Origin of the sequence: Chromohalobacter sp. 296-RDG, from assembly GCF_029889885.1 — a bacterium.
Taxonomy (GTDB): Bacteria; Pseudomonadota; Gammaproteobacteria; order Pseudomonadales; family Halomonadaceae; genus Chromohalobacter.
This window is the reverse complement of sequence record NZ_JARANY010000052.1, coordinates 1-17,416: the sequence shown is the minus strand read 5'-3', so window position 1 is coordinate 17,416 and position 17,416 is coordinate 1. Positions and strand designations below refer to the sequence as shown.

17 protein-coding genes and 1 tRNA gene are annotated in these 17,416 nt (G+C 59.2%); 5 read left to right on the top strand and 13 right to left on the bottom strand.

Annotated elements, in window-relative coordinates:
• The 12 genes from OP495_RS14025 to OP495_RS13970 all read right to left on the bottom strand — a co-directional run.
• Positions 1–1,256 (bottom strand): tripartite tricarboxylate transporter permease (locus tag OP495_RS14025; protein WP_280570126.1); only part of this gene is annotated, 1,256 nt, incomplete at its 3' end.
• A 2-nt stretch (positions 1,257–1,258) separates the two neighbouring features.
• Positions 1,259–1,786: a tripartite tricarboxylate transporter TctB family protein gene (locus OP495_RS14020; RefSeq protein ID WP_280570125.1), complete on the bottom strand. Its 528-nt coding sequence runs from the start codon at positions 1,784–1,786 to the stop codon at positions 1,259–1,261.
• A gap of 75 nt (positions 1,787–1,861) precedes the next feature.
• Entirely contained in the window at positions 1,862–2,842 is a 981-nt protein-coding gene (locus tag OP495_RS14015; protein ID WP_280561747.1) for a tripartite tricarboxylate transporter substrate binding protein, read from the bottom strand.
• Between the two features lie 549 nt (positions 2,843–3,391).
• Positions 3,392–5,134 carry a sodium:solute symporter family protein gene (locus OP495_RS14010; protein ID WP_280570123.1) on the bottom strand — a complete coding sequence of 581 codons (1,743 nt, stop codon included), beginning with the start codon at positions 5,132–5,134 and terminating at the stop codon, positions 3,392–3,394.
• 196 nt (positions 5,135–5,330) lie between these two features.
• Positions 5,331–5,999 (bottom strand): GntR family transcriptional regulator, encoded by a 669-nt coding sequence (locus tag OP495_RS14005; protein ID WP_280561749.1) that lies wholly within the window; start codon positions 5,997–5,999, stop codon positions 5,331–5,333.
• A 63-nt stretch (positions 6,000–6,062) separates the two neighbouring features.
• Positions 6,063–7,250: an alpha-hydroxy acid oxidase gene (locus tag OP495_RS14000; protein ID WP_280570122.1), complete on the bottom strand. Its 1,188-nt coding sequence runs from the start codon at positions 7,248–7,250 to the stop codon at positions 6,063–6,065.
• Between the two features lie 26 nt (positions 7,251–7,276).
• Positions 7,277–8,557: a TRAP transporter large permease gene (locus tag OP495_RS13995; protein WP_280561753.1), complete on the bottom strand. Its 1,281-nt coding sequence runs from the start codon at positions 8,555–8,557 to the stop codon at positions 7,277–7,279.
• A complete protein-coding gene (locus OP495_RS13990) occupies positions 8,554–9,072 on the bottom strand; it encodes a TRAP transporter small permease (RefSeq protein ID WP_280570120.1) in 519 nt (172 codons plus the stop codon). The genes OP495_RS13995 and OP495_RS13990 overlap by 4 nt, the downstream gene beginning before the upstream one ends.
• Before the next feature lie 72 nt (positions 9,073–9,144).
• Positions 9,145–10,149: a TRAP transporter substrate-binding protein gene (locus OP495_RS13985; protein WP_280570117.1), complete on the bottom strand. Its 1,005-nt coding sequence runs from the start codon at positions 10,147–10,149 to the stop codon at positions 9,145–9,147.
• A 516-nt stretch (positions 10,150–10,665) separates the two neighbouring features.
• Positions 10,666–10,923 (bottom strand): PIN domain-containing protein, encoded by a 258-nt coding sequence (locus OP495_RS13980; protein ID WP_280570115.1) that lies wholly within the window; start codon positions 10,921–10,923, stop codon positions 10,666–10,668.
• Positions 10,920–11,162: a plasmid stabilization protein gene (locus OP495_RS13975; protein WP_280570112.1), complete on the bottom strand. Its 243-nt coding sequence runs from the start codon at positions 11,160–11,162 to the stop codon at positions 10,920–10,922. Before OP495_RS13975 ends, OP495_RS13980 begins: the two co-directional genes overlap by 4 nt.
• A gap of 158 nt (positions 11,163–11,320) precedes the next feature.
• Positions 11,321–11,397 (bottom strand) — tRNA-Ile (locus OP495_RS13970).
• Positions 11,398–11,492: 95 nt separating this feature from the next.
• Here OP495_RS13970 and OP495_RS13965 point away from each other — a divergent pair.
• From OP495_RS13965 to fhuB, 5 genes are all read left to right on the top strand, one after another.
• Positions 11,493–12,101, top strand: coding sequence for a hypothetical protein (locus OP495_RS13965; RefSeq protein ID WP_280570128.1), 609 nt, complete (start codon positions 11,493–11,495; stop codon positions 12,099–12,101).
• A gap of 3 nt (positions 12,102–12,104) precedes the next feature.
• Positions 12,105–12,845 carry a 4'-phosphopantetheinyl transferase superfamily protein gene (locus OP495_RS13960; RefSeq protein WP_280570110.1) on the top strand — a complete coding sequence of 247 codons (741 nt, stop codon included), beginning with the start codon at positions 12,105–12,107 and terminating at the stop codon, positions 12,843–12,845.
• A gap of 62 nt (positions 12,846–12,907) precedes the next feature.
• Entirely contained in the window at positions 12,908–13,675 is a 768-nt protein-coding gene (locus tag OP495_RS13955) for an ATP-binding cassette domain-containing protein (RefSeq protein ID WP_280570109.1), read from the top strand.
• Between the two features lie 10 nt (positions 13,676–13,685).
• Entirely contained in the window at positions 13,686–14,618 is a 933-nt protein-coding gene (locus OP495_RS13950; RefSeq protein WP_280570107.1) for an ABC transporter substrate-binding protein, read from the top strand.
• Positions 14,611–16,620 (top strand): Fe(3+)-hydroxamate ABC transporter permease FhuB, encoded by a 2,010-nt coding sequence (gene fhuB / locus OP495_RS13945; protein WP_280570104.1) that lies wholly within the window; start codon positions 14,611–14,613, stop codon positions 16,618–16,620. The genes OP495_RS13950 and fhuB overlap by 8 nt, the downstream gene beginning before the upstream one ends.
• A gap of 166 nt (positions 16,621–16,786) precedes the next feature.
• Here the strand turns inward: fhuB and OP495_RS13940 are convergent.
• On the bottom strand, positions 16,787–17,416 hold a 630-nt coding region (locus OP495_RS13940), incomplete at its 5' end, for a TonB-dependent receptor (RefSeq protein ID WP_280570101.1).

Here is a 17,416-nt window from a genome sequence, read left to right as displayed (position 1 = left end):
GTCGAGTAGGTCGCGACATAGCTGCCCACCAGCGCCACCACAGCGATGCTCGAGTAGAGAAAGTCGCGACGAATCGACACGATCTTCAGGAAGTACGGCCCCAGCAGGAAGAGCGTCAGAGGCACCAGAATCAGGGCACTAACGAACAGCGAGGCAAACATCGGCGCGATCAGATCGAGCTGCTGGGTCATGAACTGAGGCCCAGGCTGCAGGCCATTGATCACCAGCACGCCGAGAACGATGGCCGTCGTTGGATCGCCAGGAATCCCAAAGGTGAGCATAGGGACGAAAGCACCGCCACACATGGAGTTGTTGGCGCATTCGGCAGATGCGATGCCTTCAGGATTCCCTTTGCCATATCGCTCCGGATGCTTCGAAGAACGCATGGATTCTGCGTAGGAGACGAAAGCCGCCATCGAGCCGCCAGCGCCGGGCAGGATACCGACCGAGTAGCCAATGAGCGCACTCTTCAGATAGCGCAGAATGCCAATTTCCCGGACTTCCGACAGCGGCGGAATGAAGTCGCGCCGACGCACCTTCGCGGCCTGCAGCTTGCTGGGGTCCACGGTGCGAGTACTGCGGCTGTCGGCTTGAATCAGCAGCTCACTGATGGCGAACGTGCCAATGATCAGCGGCATCATGTCGATCCCCTGAACCAGCACGCTGCTATCGAAGGTGAAACGCGCGACCGGTTGCACTACATCGATGCCAATAGTAGCCACCATGACACCGAGCAGGGTGGCAATCATTCCCTTCGTGATCGATCCGCGCTGGGAGATGATGATCACGATGAGTGCGAAGGCGATCAGGGAAAACTTGCCGGGCGTGCGAATAAGCAAGGCGACATCGGCGGCCAGGGGAGACAGTACCATCAACAGCAGAGCCCCCACGGACCCCCCGATCATCGACCCGAGCGCGGCATGGCCCAATGCCTTGGCACCTTCGCCGCGCTGCTGCATCGGATAGCCTTCCAATGCCGTCATCATCGATGAAGGCGCGCCAGGAATATTGATGGTCGTCGCCGTGATGCTGCCGCTGCACATGCCCGCCATGAAGATACTGGCACATGCCACCAGTGCCGTGGTGACATCGAGGCTATAGGTCAGGGGAAGCAACAGCGCGATAGCTAGCACTGACGTCAGTCCCGGCACTGCTCCGAACAGCGTGCCGATCAGGAAACCGCCTACCATATAGAGAAGCGTTTCGGGATTGGCCAGGGCAGAAAACCCACCCAACAGTCCATATAGCGATTCCATGATCATTGACTCCACAGGGTCGGCAGACGAACCTGGAAAAAGACGTCGAACAGCAAGAATCCGGCTCCGGTGATGATCAGCGTGGCGACCAGCTTCATCGGCCACTTCTGCACGGAACCGCTACCGAACTGAAACATCAGCATCAGCACGTAGAGGAATGTCGATACGAAATATCCGATCAAATCAAAGGCCAGCAGATATAAAGCTGTAAGAAGAACAACGCTGATGGCGCCAAGCGAAATTCCACCAATGCTTTTGCTCACCTGATCCTCATCTGAAGCGCCGCCCTCACCTTCGCCGGATTCCTCGCCATGCTTGCTGCGAGCTCGACGAACCTCTTGTGCCATCACGCACACCAGGGCGATCAGCATGATCAGTGCTGTCGTTATAGGAAAGAAAGAAGGCGTCATGTTGCCCTCTTTCATCGGGGGACCAAGTTGTATCGCTGACAACAGATAGGCAAGCGTGATAATCGCCAGCACTGCCGGAACGTAGAACCCGCCGCCTAGGGAAAACCGTTTGGGGGACATATCAGAACCTGTTGGAAAACCGCTGCGCCATGCAATGTGCACGGCGCAGCGACAGCATGAGCTCGTATTGGACTTTTACTTTTCCAACACGCCCTTTTCGACCAGATCATCCATGGTCTCGAAGAGCCGCTGTTGAGTATCGTGCGACCATTGCGTCACATCGTCGGAACCCAACCAGGCAGGCGTCACGCCGATTTGCGTCAACCATTGCTGGAACTCGTCACTCTCGTAAGCTTCGTTATAGGTCGCTTCCAGTGTCTCAATTACATCGTCAGGAGTACGTTCAGGGGCCACCAGTGTAATGAAGCTCCCCATTTGCAGATCCAATCCGGTGTCGGTTTCCGTTACAGGCGGAACATTAGGAAAACCTTCGTTCTGCGTGTCGGAGAACTCGACCAGGCCACGTGCCTGACCAGACTCGATCAAGGGTGCGAGATCGCCCAGGCTAGTAACGACCGCATCAACCTCGCCGTTGAGAAGTGCCTCTTTCTGAGTGGCTGCACTGTTATCGTAGGAAACGATCTTGAAGTCGGCGCCTGTCTGCTCCTGGAGCTGCAGCAGCGTCAGGTGCGTTCTGGCCCCCATGTTCTGGATGCCAACACGGATACTGCCGGGATTTTCCTTGGCGGCTGCAATCAAATCGCTCAATGATTGATAAGGCGCATCCTCCGCCACGGTAATCGCATCGGCCTCTTGGGTGATGCGAGCGATCATCTTCATCCGATCCATGTCGAAGCCGGGCAGCATATCCTTCCAGGGGATCGTGATGATGCTGTCATACGTAATAGCCGCAATCGTGTAACCATCCGGACGCGCATCCATCAATTGAAGCAAGCCGGTGGCTGTCATGCCGCCCGCGACGTTTTCCACGTACATCGAGACCGGTACGGAATCTTCCGCAAGATTTGAGATTTTGCGCACGATGGCGTCAGTGCCGCCGCCGGCAGCCGCAGGGACGATGACACGAATATCGCGATTCGGAAAATCGGCCTGAGCAGTACTGGCAGCAAACGTTGCCATGCAAGCCATTCCCAAAAGTGTTTTTTGCAGCTTCATTATTTCCCCCTTTCTGAGCTCATCGTCTTGCCACATGCCTCCAGCCGAAGCACCTTTACTGCATTCGATTTCATCTCGTTCAGTCGGTAGAGATGCAAACCAAATCGCAATATTCAAAACCCATCACTTCAGGTCTGATCCTGTAGCTCGAACCGAATGAATCAATCCTGTCTCATGTAACGTCATACATCATACAACAAGCTAGAGATTCAGTTCGGGAGAGGCAATACACCAAAGGTCTCATGTAGACGAAAGTCACCCATGGCGAACACTTGGTCAGCCACCGACATACCCACGGAGTGATGCTAAACGTCATCTTCAGCTTCTCGGTCACGCTACACGACGTTTATACCCAACCGCCGGCTATCAGCGACTCAGACAACAACTCCGAGAACGGAAATCGCACAAGGGCTGGCTGAGCCTACGTTATTCAGGAGGGATCTGGCCTGCATGATGGCGGGTGCAGAAAACGATGGTAGGAATGCTGACAAGACCGGCGACGAACTAGCGCTGGCGATGAAGCTCGATCACCAGCGCCAAGAGAACCACTCAGGAGTTCGCCATGCAGACGCTACCGGCATCTGCACTGCGTGCTCTTACCAGCCAAAAGCCCACGGCGCCGGCGATTACCAGCATGACGCCGCACCCCGTCGCCAGCAGGTAGGCGCCCGTCACTACGCTATCGGCTACAGCAAAGCGTCCGGCCAGCGCCGCCAGCGAATCGGCGTACTGCCACCACAAAAAGGCCCCCACCACGACGCCGGTAAGCATGGTTACCACGGCTACCCGGCGGCTGACAGCCGCCCAACTGCGCTCGTTCTCCACCGGGCTGCGATGCAGGAAGGCACGGTACTCACTCTCGGCCTGGCTGACGCGGGTCAACCTGGAAGCAATTACGATCGCCGCCAGCGCCACGATAGTACTCAGTAGAACCGGGTGGAGATAGACGGGTAGCGAGATCCAGTCGGCCTGCTTCATCAGCGACAGGATCAAGTTGCCGACGAAGCCGACCCCTAGGCCCCAGCCGGCACCGGCGGCGGTAATCCGACGGCTCCAGATACTCATCAGCGCCACCGGCCCCCAGGAAGAGGCGAACAACGTGGCAGCAAACCACACCACCGCCATCACCGCCGGCGGTTGGAAGAGCGCCAGCAGCAGTGCCACCAACCCGGCCGCCAGAACACCGATACGGCTCGCCCGCATGGCACTACGCTCGCTGCGCGAAGACGGCAGGATATCGTGGGCAAGGCTGAAACCGATGATCGACAGAAAGGTCGAGCATGAGGATAGCCCGGCAGCAAACACTCCGGTAAGGATAATGACGCCAAGCCAGCTCGGCAGCACGTTAAGCGCCGCCCACACCATGGCACGCTCGCCGTCGAGCGTCGGGTCATAGAGATTGATCGCTGCGCCGGTCATCATCATCAGCGCATAGAAGATCGCCAGCACCACCGCGGTGAGCATCGCCGAACGCATCACGACGTGCTCGTTGCGCGCCATCAGATAGCGGCTCGACTGCCAGGGGCTGGCCGCCAGCACCGTGGCCCACACTAGTCCCAGCGTCAGCCCCCAGATGAGCGCTTCACCGGGCGAGGAGAAGGTCGCGCCCTCGCCTTCGATCACGCCGTGCCACAGCGCGATGCCGGGCTTGTCGGACTGCGTCAGCAATCCCTCGATCACCCCCGACCAGCCCCCAAGGTCGCTGATGATATAGAGCGAGCCGCCCACCGCAGCGACAGAGAAAATCACGAACATCACGGTGTCGGTGAGCACCACGCCCTGGGAACCGGAGTAGAGAATGAACCCCGTATACGTGAGCCACACCAGCACCAGTCCAGCCCAATAGGGCAGCCCGGTGAGTTCCTCGAACATGATGCCGGCGCCCTGCATCACGCCCAGCAGGTAGGCCCCCAGGCCAAAGACGGTGGTGAGCCCGGCGATCATCTGCACGCGCTTCGAGGCAAAGCGCTTGCCGAAGAACTCAGGCACCGTCAACGCCCCGCTGCGACGCAGATAGCGGCCGAACACCAGCGCACCGAGTAGACAGCCCGAGGTGCTGATGGCGGCGAAGATCAGCATGACAAAGGGGTAGCCATCGTAGGCAAAACCGGTCTCGCCCAGGAAGGCGCTGGTACTCAGGTAGCTGGCAACCAAGGTGCCGAGAATCATCAGCGTGGGGGCATTACGCCCAGCGACCAGGTAGTCATCGAGATCCTTGACCCGGCGGCCGGCCAGGTTGCCGATGATGAAGTAGCCGATGAGGCTCAGTACGATGGCAGCGGTATAGACCATGGCGAATGACACTTGTTGTTGAAATTCGCAGCCATGGTAAGTACCTACATACGGGTCATTGTCTTCGTTGCGACATCCACCTCAATCAACGCGACTCGCCCTTCTTTCCTCAGCATCACCGGCCATGCTCCTTTGCAACTATCCATGAATAGCTGTCAAAGGCAGCGCCTGTGTAATACGCCTGGGGCACGGCCAATCAAGAAAGATATTCCGAGTAACTTTCGGCCAGCTTCTGGATGTTCTCATCCATGTACTGCAAATGCGTTTTCATAGCGCTTTCCGCAGCGTCGGGGGCGCTCTTGGCGATGGCATCAATAATCCGCGTGTGTTCCTCGACGATCGCGGGCACGCGTTCTTCGTTGAGAAAAAGCATCCGGACTCGATTGATATGCAGCTGAACGTGATAAATGATTTGCCACACTGATGGTCGCCCAGCGATATCGGCAATCTTTTGATGAAGCTCTTCGTCGAGGGTTTCGATCTTGTAGTATTGCCCTTGCCGATACACTAGCCGCTGATGCTCAAGATTGTCGTATAAATCTTGAGCATCGCGGTCGCTGCATTGAGCGGCGGCATCGCGTATCAAAGCGCATTCCAATACCGAACGGGTGTAATGAGCCGCCTTGACCACCTCGAGTCGGATAGGCGTCACGAACGTGCCGCGCTGGGCGAAGATATCGACGAAACCGTCGTAGCGCAGCCGCATCAGGGCTTCGCGAATCGGCGTGCGACTGATGCCGAACTCTTCCGACAGCGCTTTTTCATGAATCCTTTCACCAGGTTTCAGTACGGTGGTAATGATCTTGTCGCGTATATCGCTATAGGCACGATCACTCGACGACCGTTCCTGCACCCCTTTCATCATGCTTTTGACTCCTGGTTAACGCGGCCCATGACGCTCGGTTACCGCCCATCCTACCCTTCCGCCCTATGCGGGGCTAACCGTTGTCGGTACGTGCGAATCGCGTATCAAGGAGCAGTCGAGTTCCTGCAGGTTGCTGCATCCGAGAAGCCCCAGGGTGCGATCCATCTCCTTGTACAGTAAGCCAAGTGCATGATCGACGCCCGCCTGGCCGCCTGCGCCGAGCCCGTAGAGCGTCGTTCGGCCGAGCAGCACCGCGTCTGCTCCCAGGAGTACCGCCTTGAGAATATCGCTGCCGCGCCTGAAGCCACCGTCCAGCAAGATGGTGAGCGCATCACCCACGGCCACCTTGACGTCGGGGAGGATCTCCATCGGCGAGACAGAGCTGTCCAGTTGGCGTCCGCCATGGTTGGACAGCACGATGCCATCGATACCGTATTCCACCGCCGTGCGGGCTTCTTCCGCCGACAGGATGCCCTTGATCAGCAAATTGCCGGACCAGTTATCCCGCAGCCAGCGAATGTCCTCCCAGTTCAGGGAGGGCATCAAATGCTTGCCTATCTCGGCAGCCGCGCCCTGCACGGAGGAATCCTCGGGCGGCAACAGATCCCCCAGGTTCTTGAAGGTCGGCACGCCATGCGGATACAGCACATCCTTCATCCAGCGCGGTCTGCTCAACACATGCAGCTTGTTACGCCAATTGAGCACGAAGGGACGCGCGTAATTGCGCGTGTCCCATTCCCGGTTGCCGTAGATGGCGCTGTCCGTGGTCACGACGATGGTGTCGTAACCTGACTCACGGCAACGGTTTACCAACTTCTCTACGTAGTCATGGTCGCGATAGAAGTAGATCTGCATCCATGGCCATCCACCGGGGACCTTGGCGATCTCCTCCAGCGGCTCGGTCGAGGCATTGCTCAGCGTGAACGGAATGCCCCGGTCCGCCGCAGCGCGAGCCAACTTGGAATCTCCATCCTGTGTAATCATGCCGTTGAACCCCGTCGGTCCGATCACGACCGGCATGCTCATCCGGTGGCCCAACAGGTCTCGGCTGAGATCCCGCTGACTGACATCGGTCAACGTCTTGGGCGTGAACCGGTAGCGATTGAAGACGGCTCGATTGTTCAGCAGGCTGACTTCGTCGTCGGCGCCACCATGAATGTATTCATAGACGAAGTTCGGAAGCCGTCGGCGTGCGATCTCGGCAAGTTCCGCGATGCTCAGTGCCTGATCGTAGCGCCGTCTACGTGGCATGCTTCTTTTCATGTCAGCTCCATCATTCAACCGTTGTGCAGAATACTTAAGGGATAGGTCACGATCTCGGGGAAGAGAATCAGTGCAAACAGGATCGCCACGTACATCAACAGCATCGGCCATATGCCACGCGAAATGTCGATGATGCTGATTCGGCTGATGCTGCAGCCCACATAGAGCACCGTGCCCACCGGCGGTGTGATCAAGCCGATGGAGAGGTTGATGATCATCACAACACCGAAGTAGATGGGATCGATACCGAGCTGCTCGACCACTGGGATAAGCACGGGCGCGAAAATCAGCACGGCGGGCGTCATATCCATCACGCAGCCGAACAGCAGCAGTATGACCATGATGATCAAGAGCATCAGTGTCGGGCTATCCGTAATACTCGTGAGCCCTGCCGCGATCTGGGTGGGAACCTGCGCTACCGTGATTGCATATGCCGTGACAATGGCGGCCGAGGCAATCAGCATCACGATGGCCGTCGTCTTGGCGGTATTGGTGAGCACATCGAAAATCTGCGTCAGGCGGATTTCTCTGTAGAAGAGACTGATAACGAAAGCATATACCGCTGCAACAACGCCCGCCTCGGTCGGTGTAAACACGCCACCACGCAGCCCGACAATAATGATGAGGGGCAATAGCAAGGCCCAAAAGGCACGTTTGAAACTTCGGAAGCGCGCCTGCCAACTTGCACGCTCGAGTCTCTGTGTATCGGCTTTTCGAGCAACCAGCCACCAAGTGAACGTCATGCCGATCGCCATGAGAATTCCGGGCACGATGCCACCCATGAACAACCCGGTAATCGAGACGCCGCCCACGACCCCGTAAAGAATCAAGGGAATGCTCGGCGGAATCACGGTGCCCACGATGCCGACGGACGCCACTAGGGCAGTCGAGCGCTTTTTCTCGTAGCCTTGTGCCACCATCATGGGAATGAGGATCGAGCCCAGCGCTGCGGTATCGGCAACGGCGGAGCCGGATAACCCAGCAAAGATCACGCCGGCCACGATGGCGACATAGCCCAGGCCGCCTTTCACATGGCCCACCAGTGACGAGGCAAAGTCGACGATGCGCTTGGAAACGCCCCCGGCATTCATGATCTCGCCGGTCAGGATGAAAAAAGGAATGGCCATCAAGGCAAAACTATTGGCCCCGGTGATGAAATGCTCGGCCAATGTCGTGACATTGAACATGTCCTGAGTCCACATCATCACCACGGCGGAGCTGAGCATGGCAAAGGCGATCGGCATGCCGATCAACATCAACGAGAACAGCACGGCGAGAAAGACGACGACCATCATGACACCGACTCCTGGTCATGATCGTATGCCCATGTGGGGCCATTGCGGCCGGTCAGGACGAAGCTCAACGCCTGGTACGCCATCACTGCGGACATCAGAATGGCCGCGATCATGCCGGCATAGTAGTAATTGTTGATGGGAATATCGGTGGCGGGCCCGGTAATCCCCACGTTCAGTTCGATCAGGACCAGCAGTCCTTTGACCACGAGCGTCATCACCGCCACGGTCAGGACCGTCGTCAGCAGGAACAGCAGCTTCTGAAGCCAGCCGGGAATATGGCGCACCAGGATATCAACGCCCAGGTGGCTATGTTCCACCACGGCGAGGATGGAGCCCAGGAACACGACCCATACGAAGAGGTATCGCGCCACCTCACTGGACCATGTCAGTCCGCTGTCGAAGGCATAGCGGAGCACGACATTGGTAAAGACAAACCCCACCATCAGCACCAGGGCCACGGCAATGGCCAGCCTGATGGATGTTTTCAAGAAACCGAACAAGGTCGTCATCGACATGAAACCACCTCTTGTCCACTCGGTTTTGCCATGCGAACTCCAGGAGTTCGCATGGCATGCGTATGACGAGCCTCAGGAGCCTTCACGTACCATCTTCACCATGTCTTCAGCCCAGTCGTACTGACTGTAAAAGTCGTCATAGATCGGCTGAACGGCTTTCACCATTTCATCGTGAAGTGCCTGGCTCGGCTCCGTCACTTCCAGGCCAGCCTTCTCGAGCTCATGCTTGATCTCTGAGGCGGATTCGCGCATCAGCTGCCACTCCATCTCCATGGATTGACGAGAGGCTTCCTGGATGACGTCTTTCTCGTCATCGCTCAGGTTGTCGTAAAACTGCTGGTTCATCAGGTACACGTTGGGGCTGAACATGTGCCGGCTTTCCAGCACGTGGTTCTGCACCTCGTACCACCCCGAGCGATAAAGCGTGGCCAGGGGATTATCCTGTCCGTCGATCACCCCCTGTTCGAGTGCCGGGTAGACTTCGGACATCCCCATGGTTTGCACATTGGCGCCTAATGCCTGACCCACTTTCACGTACAGCTCCAAATTAGGCATTCTCAATTTGAAGCCGTCGAAGTCGTCCATGCTGTCGATTTTTTCTTTGCTCGAGAAAACGCGAAAGCCATTCGCCGTCCACGCCAAGGGCTCTACACCCAGCTCACGAAAATAGGGATCGATCTTCTCGCCGACAGGGCCATTCAGCATCGACTGTGCTTGATCATAGTCTTCGAACAGGAACGGCCACTCGGGGAAACCGATTTGCGGCTTGGCTGTCTGCAGCCCCATTCCGGCAATCGCCATTTCGATACTGCCGGTTCTGACCCCATTGGTGTATTGCCGCTCATCACCGAGCGAACTGTTCGGATAGATTTTGACTTGCATGTCGGAGTGGCTCTCGACATACGGTTTGAATTCCTCACGAATAGCCACGTTTTGCGGGTGGTCTTCCGCAAAATAACTCGCGACCTTGATGGTTGCCGTGCTCTGTGCGTAGACATGTCCGGCAAACATGGCCGTTCCCATCAAAGCGGAACCAACCAGAGTGCGGCCTATGATGGCTGAGAGTGAATATGTCATTTGTTGTGCTCCCCGTTAGCAGATACAGGCGCTGGCATCGGAGGCTCCTTTCAGGAGCCAACTAGTATACTAGTATTCACTCTGTATCGCGCCTAGAAAGACTTTTGTCTAAACGCAAACGTCCTGGTTCTCGTGCTGACGCTGAACAGGAAGGTGGAGACTTGCAGGTTAGGCGAGAGCGATAGCCCCTCCGGTGACAGTCGGACTTGGGGTCGCGTCATTCCCGAGATACCTTTACGCGCCTCACGCGTCGTTACCCACGACAATGAAACTCGGCACGGGGAAACCTTGCTGCCCTTGGACTCACCCCAATCATGAGGGAGCATCGCCCGGCATCTACGATCTTAGCACCGGGCGACGCTCCCACGGGTTGAGTATGTCGATACCAATCGACTCGAAGTCCTTCACGTTGCGGGTAGCCAGCGTAGCGTGATGTTGTCGACAGATCGCGGCGATTTGAGCGTCCGCAGCATGCACCACCCTGCCTGCACGCTCACTGATTGCCACTTGTTCTGCTTAGTGCACCGCCGCAACCTCATCGAATGGCAGAATGCGACCCGCAAAGTCTTCCTCGAACATCTCCGCGGCCATGGCGGTGAAACGGCGTTGGTGTTTGCCGCTGGGCAAGCGCTCGAGGCCATAGAGAATTTCCGCCACGGTAATAGCGGAGATAGTCACGGCACTCGCATCCTGACTATCCAGCCAGGCGATGACGCACGCGTCCGGTTCGGGCCGCATAAGCTCGGATAACACGTTGGTATCCAGGACGATCATGCGTCGAGGTCCGGAGCGCGAGGCTTATCAAACCTGGCTGGCACTGCCATCTCGACACCTCCCGCTGCCGCAAAACGCTCCCGTATACGGCTGCCTTGCCCCTCTTTTTGAGGTTGACTCAAGGCACTGCGAAGAATAATACGTACTTCCTCTTCCATGGAGTGACCATGCCTGGCCGCTTCCATACGAAGCTGAGTCTTTACCTGCTCGTCCAAATTGCGAATCGTGATCGATGCCATACTAGCTTCCCTATGCGATCTCAACGCAATCAATGATAGCGCCGAACCGTCGAAAGCATCTGCTCGAAAGAGGGAATGGCTGATGTTCTATGGCAGGAGGTAGTGGTTAGTGGCAGCCTTTGAGTATCACGCTAGATGTGAGGGAAGGGTATTGGGAATGGTGGGCCCAGACGGACTTGAACCGCCGACCAAGGGATTATGAGTCCCCTGCTCTAACCAACTGAGCTATAGGCCCTGACGCAACGGGGCAGTATCATAGCGGATGCCGATAAACGAGACTAGGGGTGATTGGCTCCTGGAGTGTGATTCCATCCCATGGAGGGTTTGGTGATGTATCAAATGAAGCGAATGGCGCGTCGTGTTGCTTGGGTGACAGCGTTGGGCGTGGTCGCGCTGCCTTGCGTGGCGCAGGCGGATTGGCAGTTCGATCCGGAGAAATCACGCGTCGAGGCGACGATCACCGAGATCACCTCGTCCGGCTCAGAGGTGGCGCATCGTCACGCGTTGAAGCGCATGAATGGGCATATTACGGAAGATGGCACGCTACGCTTGCCGGTGCGGCTCAATCAGACCGACATCCTCGATCAGCTGGGCGAGTTGCCGTCGTGGATGGAGAGCCTGTCGGATACCAAGCTGACCACGGTGGTCACGCAACTCGATCCCCAAGTGCTCGATGACCTGCCCGTGGGCGAGTCCCGTACCAAGACGCTGATGCTCAGCGTAAAGGATGGCGATGCGTCGCAGCAGGAGCCGCTGAAGGTGCGTTTCACGCGTGAGAGCGAAGGCGCGATTCACGTGCGTAATGCCGAATCGGTGTCGCTGGATGGCCGCGCGATCATGCAGAACCAGACCGCACGCACCGTGCTCGGGTTACTCGGCTATCAGCAGATCGATGACGAGGTGCCGGTCGAGCTGGATGCTGTCTTGGTGGACCGCTAAGCGATGCCCGAGGTATGCGATCTCCCCGCCGGTTGTCAGAGCTGGCAAACCCAGTGGCCTTGGCCGCGCCCGCTGGCGGGCGTGGCCTGGCGCGGAGTGAATTTCACGGCGCCCTCGGTGTGCGAAGCGGACTTTGCCACCCAAGGCATCGCATTACCGGCACAACTGGCTACGGCCATCGCCAAGCGCCGGGGCGAGTTTCTGGCGGGGCGGCTTTGTGCCCGGGAGGCACTGTACGCCGCTACAGGGCGTGGCGAAGTACCGGGAATTGCGGACGATCGTGCGCCTTGCTGGCCCGAAGGCACGCTAGGGAGCATCACCCATAGCAGCGGTTTCGCCGCCGCCCTGGCGGCGCCGCGTGGCGTATGGCAAGGATTGGGGCTCGATGCGGAAACGCCATTGAGCCCCGCGCGCGCCGAGCGCTTGGCGGCGCAGATTCTCACCCCGGAAGAATGTGCGTGGCGTGATGGCCTCGACCGTGACGCCCAGGCACTGTTCACTACCCTAGCATTTTCCAGCAAGGAGAGCCTGTTCAAGGCGTTGTATCCCTTGATCGGCGTGCGTTTCTACTTTCAGGACGCCACGCTCGTCGAGTGGCGCCCCGCCACGGGACATATCACGCTGCAATTGCGTCGCACCCTCTGCGACGGCTGGGTAGCGGGCACGACGCTCGAGGGCCAGTACACTGAGACAGCCTCACGCTTGCTGAGCCTGGTGGCCATTCCTGCGCCTCTAGATTTTTGATAACCGTTCTTATTTGAATTACGATTGCGCTCTAAGATTTTCCCGCTTGGGGTTCACCTGTAATGTTCAACGTCGACGCTGCCAGCTTCGAGGTCAATGGCCAGTGCTTATTGCATCCTACCGACCTCGCCTTCGAAGAAGGCAAGGTCTATGGGCTGATTGGCCATAACGGCTCGGGCAAGTCGACCCTGCTCAAGATGCTCGCCCAGCAGCAAGCGCCGAGTCGCGGCCATATTCGGCTCGATCAGCGCCCACTCGTCGATTGGGGGACGCGTGAATTCGCCCGCCACGTGGCGTATCTGCCCCAGCATCTGCCCAGCGCCGACAACCTCACTGGCCGTGAGCTGGTGGGCTTCGGGCGCTATCCCTGGCATGGCCTGCTGGGGCGTCTCAACGGCAAGGACAAGACGCAGATCGATCGTGCCATCGCACTGACTCACACCGAAGCCTTCGCCGACCGCCTGGTGGATACGCTGTCCGGAGGCGAACGCCAACGTGTGTGGCTGGCGATGCTGCTCGCTCAGGAAAGCCGTTTTCTGCTGTTGGACGAACCCCTGGCGGCACTGGATATCGCGCATCAGGTAGAAGTGCTGGCGCTGGTGCGCTCGCTGTGTCGCGAGCTGGGGCTAGGCGTCATCATCGTCCTGCACGACGTCAACATGGCGGCGCGTTACTGCGATCACCTGATCGCACTGCACAGCGGACAAGTGCTTGCACAGGGCGCGCCCCGCGACTTGATGTGCGATGCCACCCTGGAAGCCATCTACGGCATCCCCATGCGGGTCATGTCCCACCCGGGCGGCGAGCACCCCATCGCCGTGCTGCATTGATGGAGTCGCTGTGACGCCATTGTCGATGCGCGGAGACAATCTCCGCTTGCACCTCCTTGCCTTGGCGTTGCTGGTGCTGCTCGCCGGGCCGTATACCGCCAGCGCCGCAGATACGCCGCGTATCGCCACCGTCGACTGGACCATCGCCGAAACGCTGTTGGCACTTGGCGTAACGCCCGTGGGTGTAGCGCAAAAGGATTCCTACCGCGAATGGGTGGGCGCACCGTCGCTACCTGACGAGGTGGTCGATATCGGCCTGCGCGCGCAACCCAATCGTGAACTGCTGGCCCAGCTCGACCCCGACCGTATTCTGCTCTCGCCAATGTTCAGTACTTTGGCCCCCAGCCTCAAGCGTATCGCCCCCACCGACACCGTGGCGCTTTATAGCCCCGGCAGTGACATGTGGACGCGACTGAAAAACGCCACCCGCGAGATCGCCGCCATTGCCAACCGTGAGGCGGAGGCGGACACGCTGCTCGCCTGGCTGGATGCCCACCTCGCCCTCTTGCGGCAAACGCTCGCTCACCAAGAGGTTGAAGACCGCCCCTTGCTCGTCGTGCAGTTCATCGACGACCGTCATGTGCGCGTGTTCGGCGAACATAGTCTTTACAACGCAGTCATGGAACGCCTGGGCCTGGAAAACGCCTGGCAGGACGCCACCAATTACTGGGGCTTCGCCACCGTGGGCCTGGAAGCATTGGCCAAGCTCGATGATGCACGCCTGGTCGTGATCGAGCCGCTGCCCGTCGGCGTCGACGAGCGCCTCGCGTCGAGCGCCCTGTGGCAGCATTTACCTTCCGTGCGTCGCGACGACGTGCTCACGCTGCCCCCCGTATGGAGCTTCGGCGGCGCCCCCTCGGCGGCGCGCTTCGCCGACCATCTGAGCCAGGCGCTTATCGACGCGGCCGCAACACCGCCGACCCACGAGGCACCCGATGCGTGACTGGATCTCCCGTTCCTTGCCGTTCCCGCATTTCGTGCTGACCCCCGCGCGGCTTTGCACACTGCTCGCGCTGGTGTGTCTCGCCCTGAGCGGTCTCTCGCTGGCGACGCAATTACCCGTCGCGCAGTGGTCGCAGGCGCTGTTCGTCCCCGACGAGGACAACATCGACCAGTTGCTGACGCACTACAGCTGGCTGCCTCGCTGGACCATCGCCCTGCTGGCCGGTGGCGCCCTAGGCATCGCCGGGGTCCTGATGCAGCAAGTATTGCGCAACCCCTTGGCCGCACCCACGACCCTTGGCGTCGCCACCGGGGCGCAACTTGCCTTGTTGCTCGCCACCCTGTTCGCCCCCGGCCTGCTCGTTCTCGGCCGCGAGTGGGTGGCCGTGGCGGGCGGCGGCCTGGCCATGGGGCTGGTATTCGCCCTGGCGTGGCGACGCGGCCTCGCGCCCATGGTGGTGGTACTCGCCGGGTTGGTGGTCAATCTCTACCTGGGAGCGGTCAGCACGACGCTGATACTCTTTAATCAGGAAGAGTTACGTGGCCTGATGGTGTGGGGCGCGGGGTCGCTTTCGCAGAATAGCTGGGACGGTGTGCTCTATCTGCTCCCGCGCCTGACCATCGCACTGGTGCTGGCCGGGCTCATGCTGCGCCCACTGGCGATCCTCGAGCTCGACGACGTCAACGCCCGCAGCCTGGGTGTCTCGCTAAAGCATCTACGACTGATGAGCCTGGGTCTGTCGGTCTTCATCACCGCCTGTGTGGTCAGCGTGATCGGCATCATTGGTTTCATCGGCCTGGCGGCACCGGCCATCGTGCGCTTGCTGGGCGCGCGCACGCTGCCCCAGCGCTTGCTGTGGGCACCGATTTTAGGCGCCTTGTTGCTGACCACGACCGATCAACTCTTGCAGCGCTTTTCCGGTGCGCTCCCCACGATGATTCCCACCGGCGCGACCACCGCCGCCCTGGGGGCGCCACTGCTGTTATGGCTAATTCCGCGCCTTAAATTGGGAGGAGACCGTCCGCATGCCGCGCCCATGCTGACGGCGCCGCGTCGTCGGCATCCCGGCCGCTTGCTGATGGCCTTGGGGCTGGCGCTCGCGGTCGCGCTCGCGGCTTCCTTGTTGCTCGGCCAGAATAGCGATGGCTGGGCCTGGCCCTCGTGGTCGATCTGGCACGCCACGCTTGAATGGCGCTTGCCGCGCACGCTGGCCGCGGCGGGCGCCGGCACGCTGTTGGCCTTGGCCGGGACCTTGATACAACGCGTGACCGGCAACCCCATGGCCAGCCCGGAAGTCGTGGGGATCAGCGGCGGCACCGCCATCGGCCTGATCGGCGTAGTGCTGTTCGTACCGGGCGTAGGCCTGCCAGTGCTACTGCTCGCCGGCACCCTGAGCGCGTTGGCGACGTTGGGCGTCCTGCTGCTGATCAACCGCCGCAGCGGTTTCCAGCCAGAGCGCGTGCTGTTGACGGGCATCGCCATCACTGCGCTGTTCGATCCGCTGCGCAGTATCGTGCTCGCCAACGGCGACCCTCGCACGCAGCAGCTTCTAGCCTGGATGTCGGGCTCTACCTATTACGTCGATACCTCACTGGCCATCGTCGTGGCGGCCAGCGCCGTGGTACTGACGCTGGCATTGCAAGGCCTGGCGCGTTGGCTGGACCTGTTGCCGATGGGCAACTCCAGCGCCCGCGCGCTGGGGGTCAACGTCGACCGGGCACGTCTTTCCTTGCTTGGCGTCGTCGCCCTGCTCACCGCCGCCGCCACCCTGGTGGTCGGACCGCTTTCCTTTGTTGGCCTGCTCGCACCGCACATGGCACGCCTGCTGGGGGCATCGCGGGCACGCACTCACCTGCTCGCCGCCGCCTTGCTGGGTGCGCTATTGATGGTGGTGGCCGACTGGCTGGGGCGTCAGTGGTTGTTCCCGCAAGAGATCCCCGCCGGCCTGATGTCCTCGCTGATCGGCGGCGCCTACTTCATGTGGTCGCTGAGGAAGCTCTAGGGAAAGATGGAAGATGGAAGATGGAAGATGGAAGATGGAAGATGGAAGATGGAAGATGGAAGACAATAGTATCGGCACGTGAAGTATGACGATCAAACAAAATGGCCCGGTAGATCCCGGGCCATTTCCTTACCTTCTCTCTTTCTGACTTCTTATAACTTGACGCTTACCAGCGATACTTGAGGCTGCCGATCACGCTGCGTGACTCGCCGTAATAGCAGTAATAGTCGCAGCTGGCAACGTACTCTTCATCGGTGAGGTTGTTGGCATTGATCTGAGCAGTCCAGTGCGTATTAAAGTCGTAGCTCGCCATGGCGTCATACAGCGTATAGGACGGTACATCACTATCGATGCTACTACCCGGGCTAGCCACAGATTTGCCCACATAACGTACACCACCACCCACGTTCAGTCCTTTGACGGCTCCTTCCGTGACGTCGTAATCCAGCCACGCGGAAGCCTGATGACGGGGGATAAGCTCCTTGCGCTGGTCATCTTTGTCGCGTGCATCCGTATACGTATACGCGGCTTTCAACTGCAGCGAATCCGTGAGATAGCCCACGCCCTCGAGTTCAAACCCATTAGAAGTTGTCTCGCCGCCCTGCTGTTGATCTCCAGTCCGCTGGGTGACAAAAGAGTTAGATTCCTCGATATCGAACACCGCCGCACTCACGTAACCGTCCCAGGAAGAAGGCGCGTACTTGACCCCCGCCTCCCACTGTTTACCTTCGATTTCTTCGAAAACCGCACCCTGAGCGTCAGTCTGAGCTTGCGGCCTGAACGACTCGGTATAGCT

Excerpts from the sequence above, each read along its gene's own strand:
- OP495_RS13960 (WP_280570110.1), top strand. The coding sequence starts at position 12,105 with ATGCCCGAGGTATGCGATCTCCCCGCCGGTTGTCAGAGCTGGCAAACC.
- OP495_RS13955 (WP_280570109.1), top strand. The coding sequence starts at position 12,908 with ATGTTCAACGTCGACGCTGCCAGCTTCGAGGTCAATGGCCAGTGCTTA.
- OP495_RS13995 (WP_280561753.1), bottom strand. The coding sequence starts at position 8,557 with ATGATGGTCGTCGTCTTTCTCGCCGTGCTGTTCTCGTTGATGTTGATC.
- OP495_RS14015 (WP_280561747.1), bottom strand. The coding sequence starts at position 2,842 with ATGAAGCTGCAAAAAACACTTTTGGGAATGGCTTGCATGGCAACGTTT.
- OP495_RS14005 (WP_280561749.1), bottom strand. The coding sequence starts at position 5,999 with ATGATGAAAGGGGTGCAGGAACGGTCGTCGAGTGATCGTGCCTATAGC.
- fhuB (WP_280570104.1), top strand. The coding sequence starts at position 14,611 with ATGCGTGACTGGATCTCCCGTTCCTTGCCGTTCCCGCATTTCGTGCTG.
- OP495_RS13980 (WP_280570115.1), bottom strand. The coding sequence starts at position 10,923 with ATGATCGTCCTGGATACCAACGTGTTATCCGAGCTTATGCGGCCCGAA.
- OP495_RS14020 (WP_280570125.1), bottom strand. The coding sequence starts at position 1,786 with ATGTCCCCCAAACGGTTTTCCCTAGGCGGCGGGTTCTACGTTCCGGCA.
- OP495_RS13965 (WP_280570128.1), top strand. The coding sequence starts at position 11,493 with ATGTATCAAATGAAGCGAATGGCGCGTCGTGTTGCTTGGGTGACAGCG.
- OP495_RS13990 (WP_280570120.1), bottom strand. The coding sequence starts at position 9,072 with ATGTCGATGACGACCTTGTTCGGTTTCTTGAAAACATCCATCAGGCTG.
- OP495_RS14000 (WP_280570122.1), bottom strand. The coding sequence starts at position 7,250 with ATGCCACGTAGACGGCGCTACGATCAGGCACTGAGCATCGCGGAACTT.
- OP495_RS13975 (WP_280570112.1), bottom strand. The coding sequence starts at position 11,162 with ATGGCATCGATCACGATTCGCAATTTGGACGAGCAGGTAAAGACTCAG.
- OP495_RS14010 (WP_280570123.1), bottom strand. The coding sequence starts at position 5,134 with ATGGTCTATACCGCTGCCATCGTACTGAGCCTCATCGGCTACTTCATC.
- OP495_RS13985 (WP_280570117.1), bottom strand. The coding sequence starts at position 10,149 with ATGACATATTCACTCTCAGCCATCATAGGCCGCACTCTGGTTGGTTCC.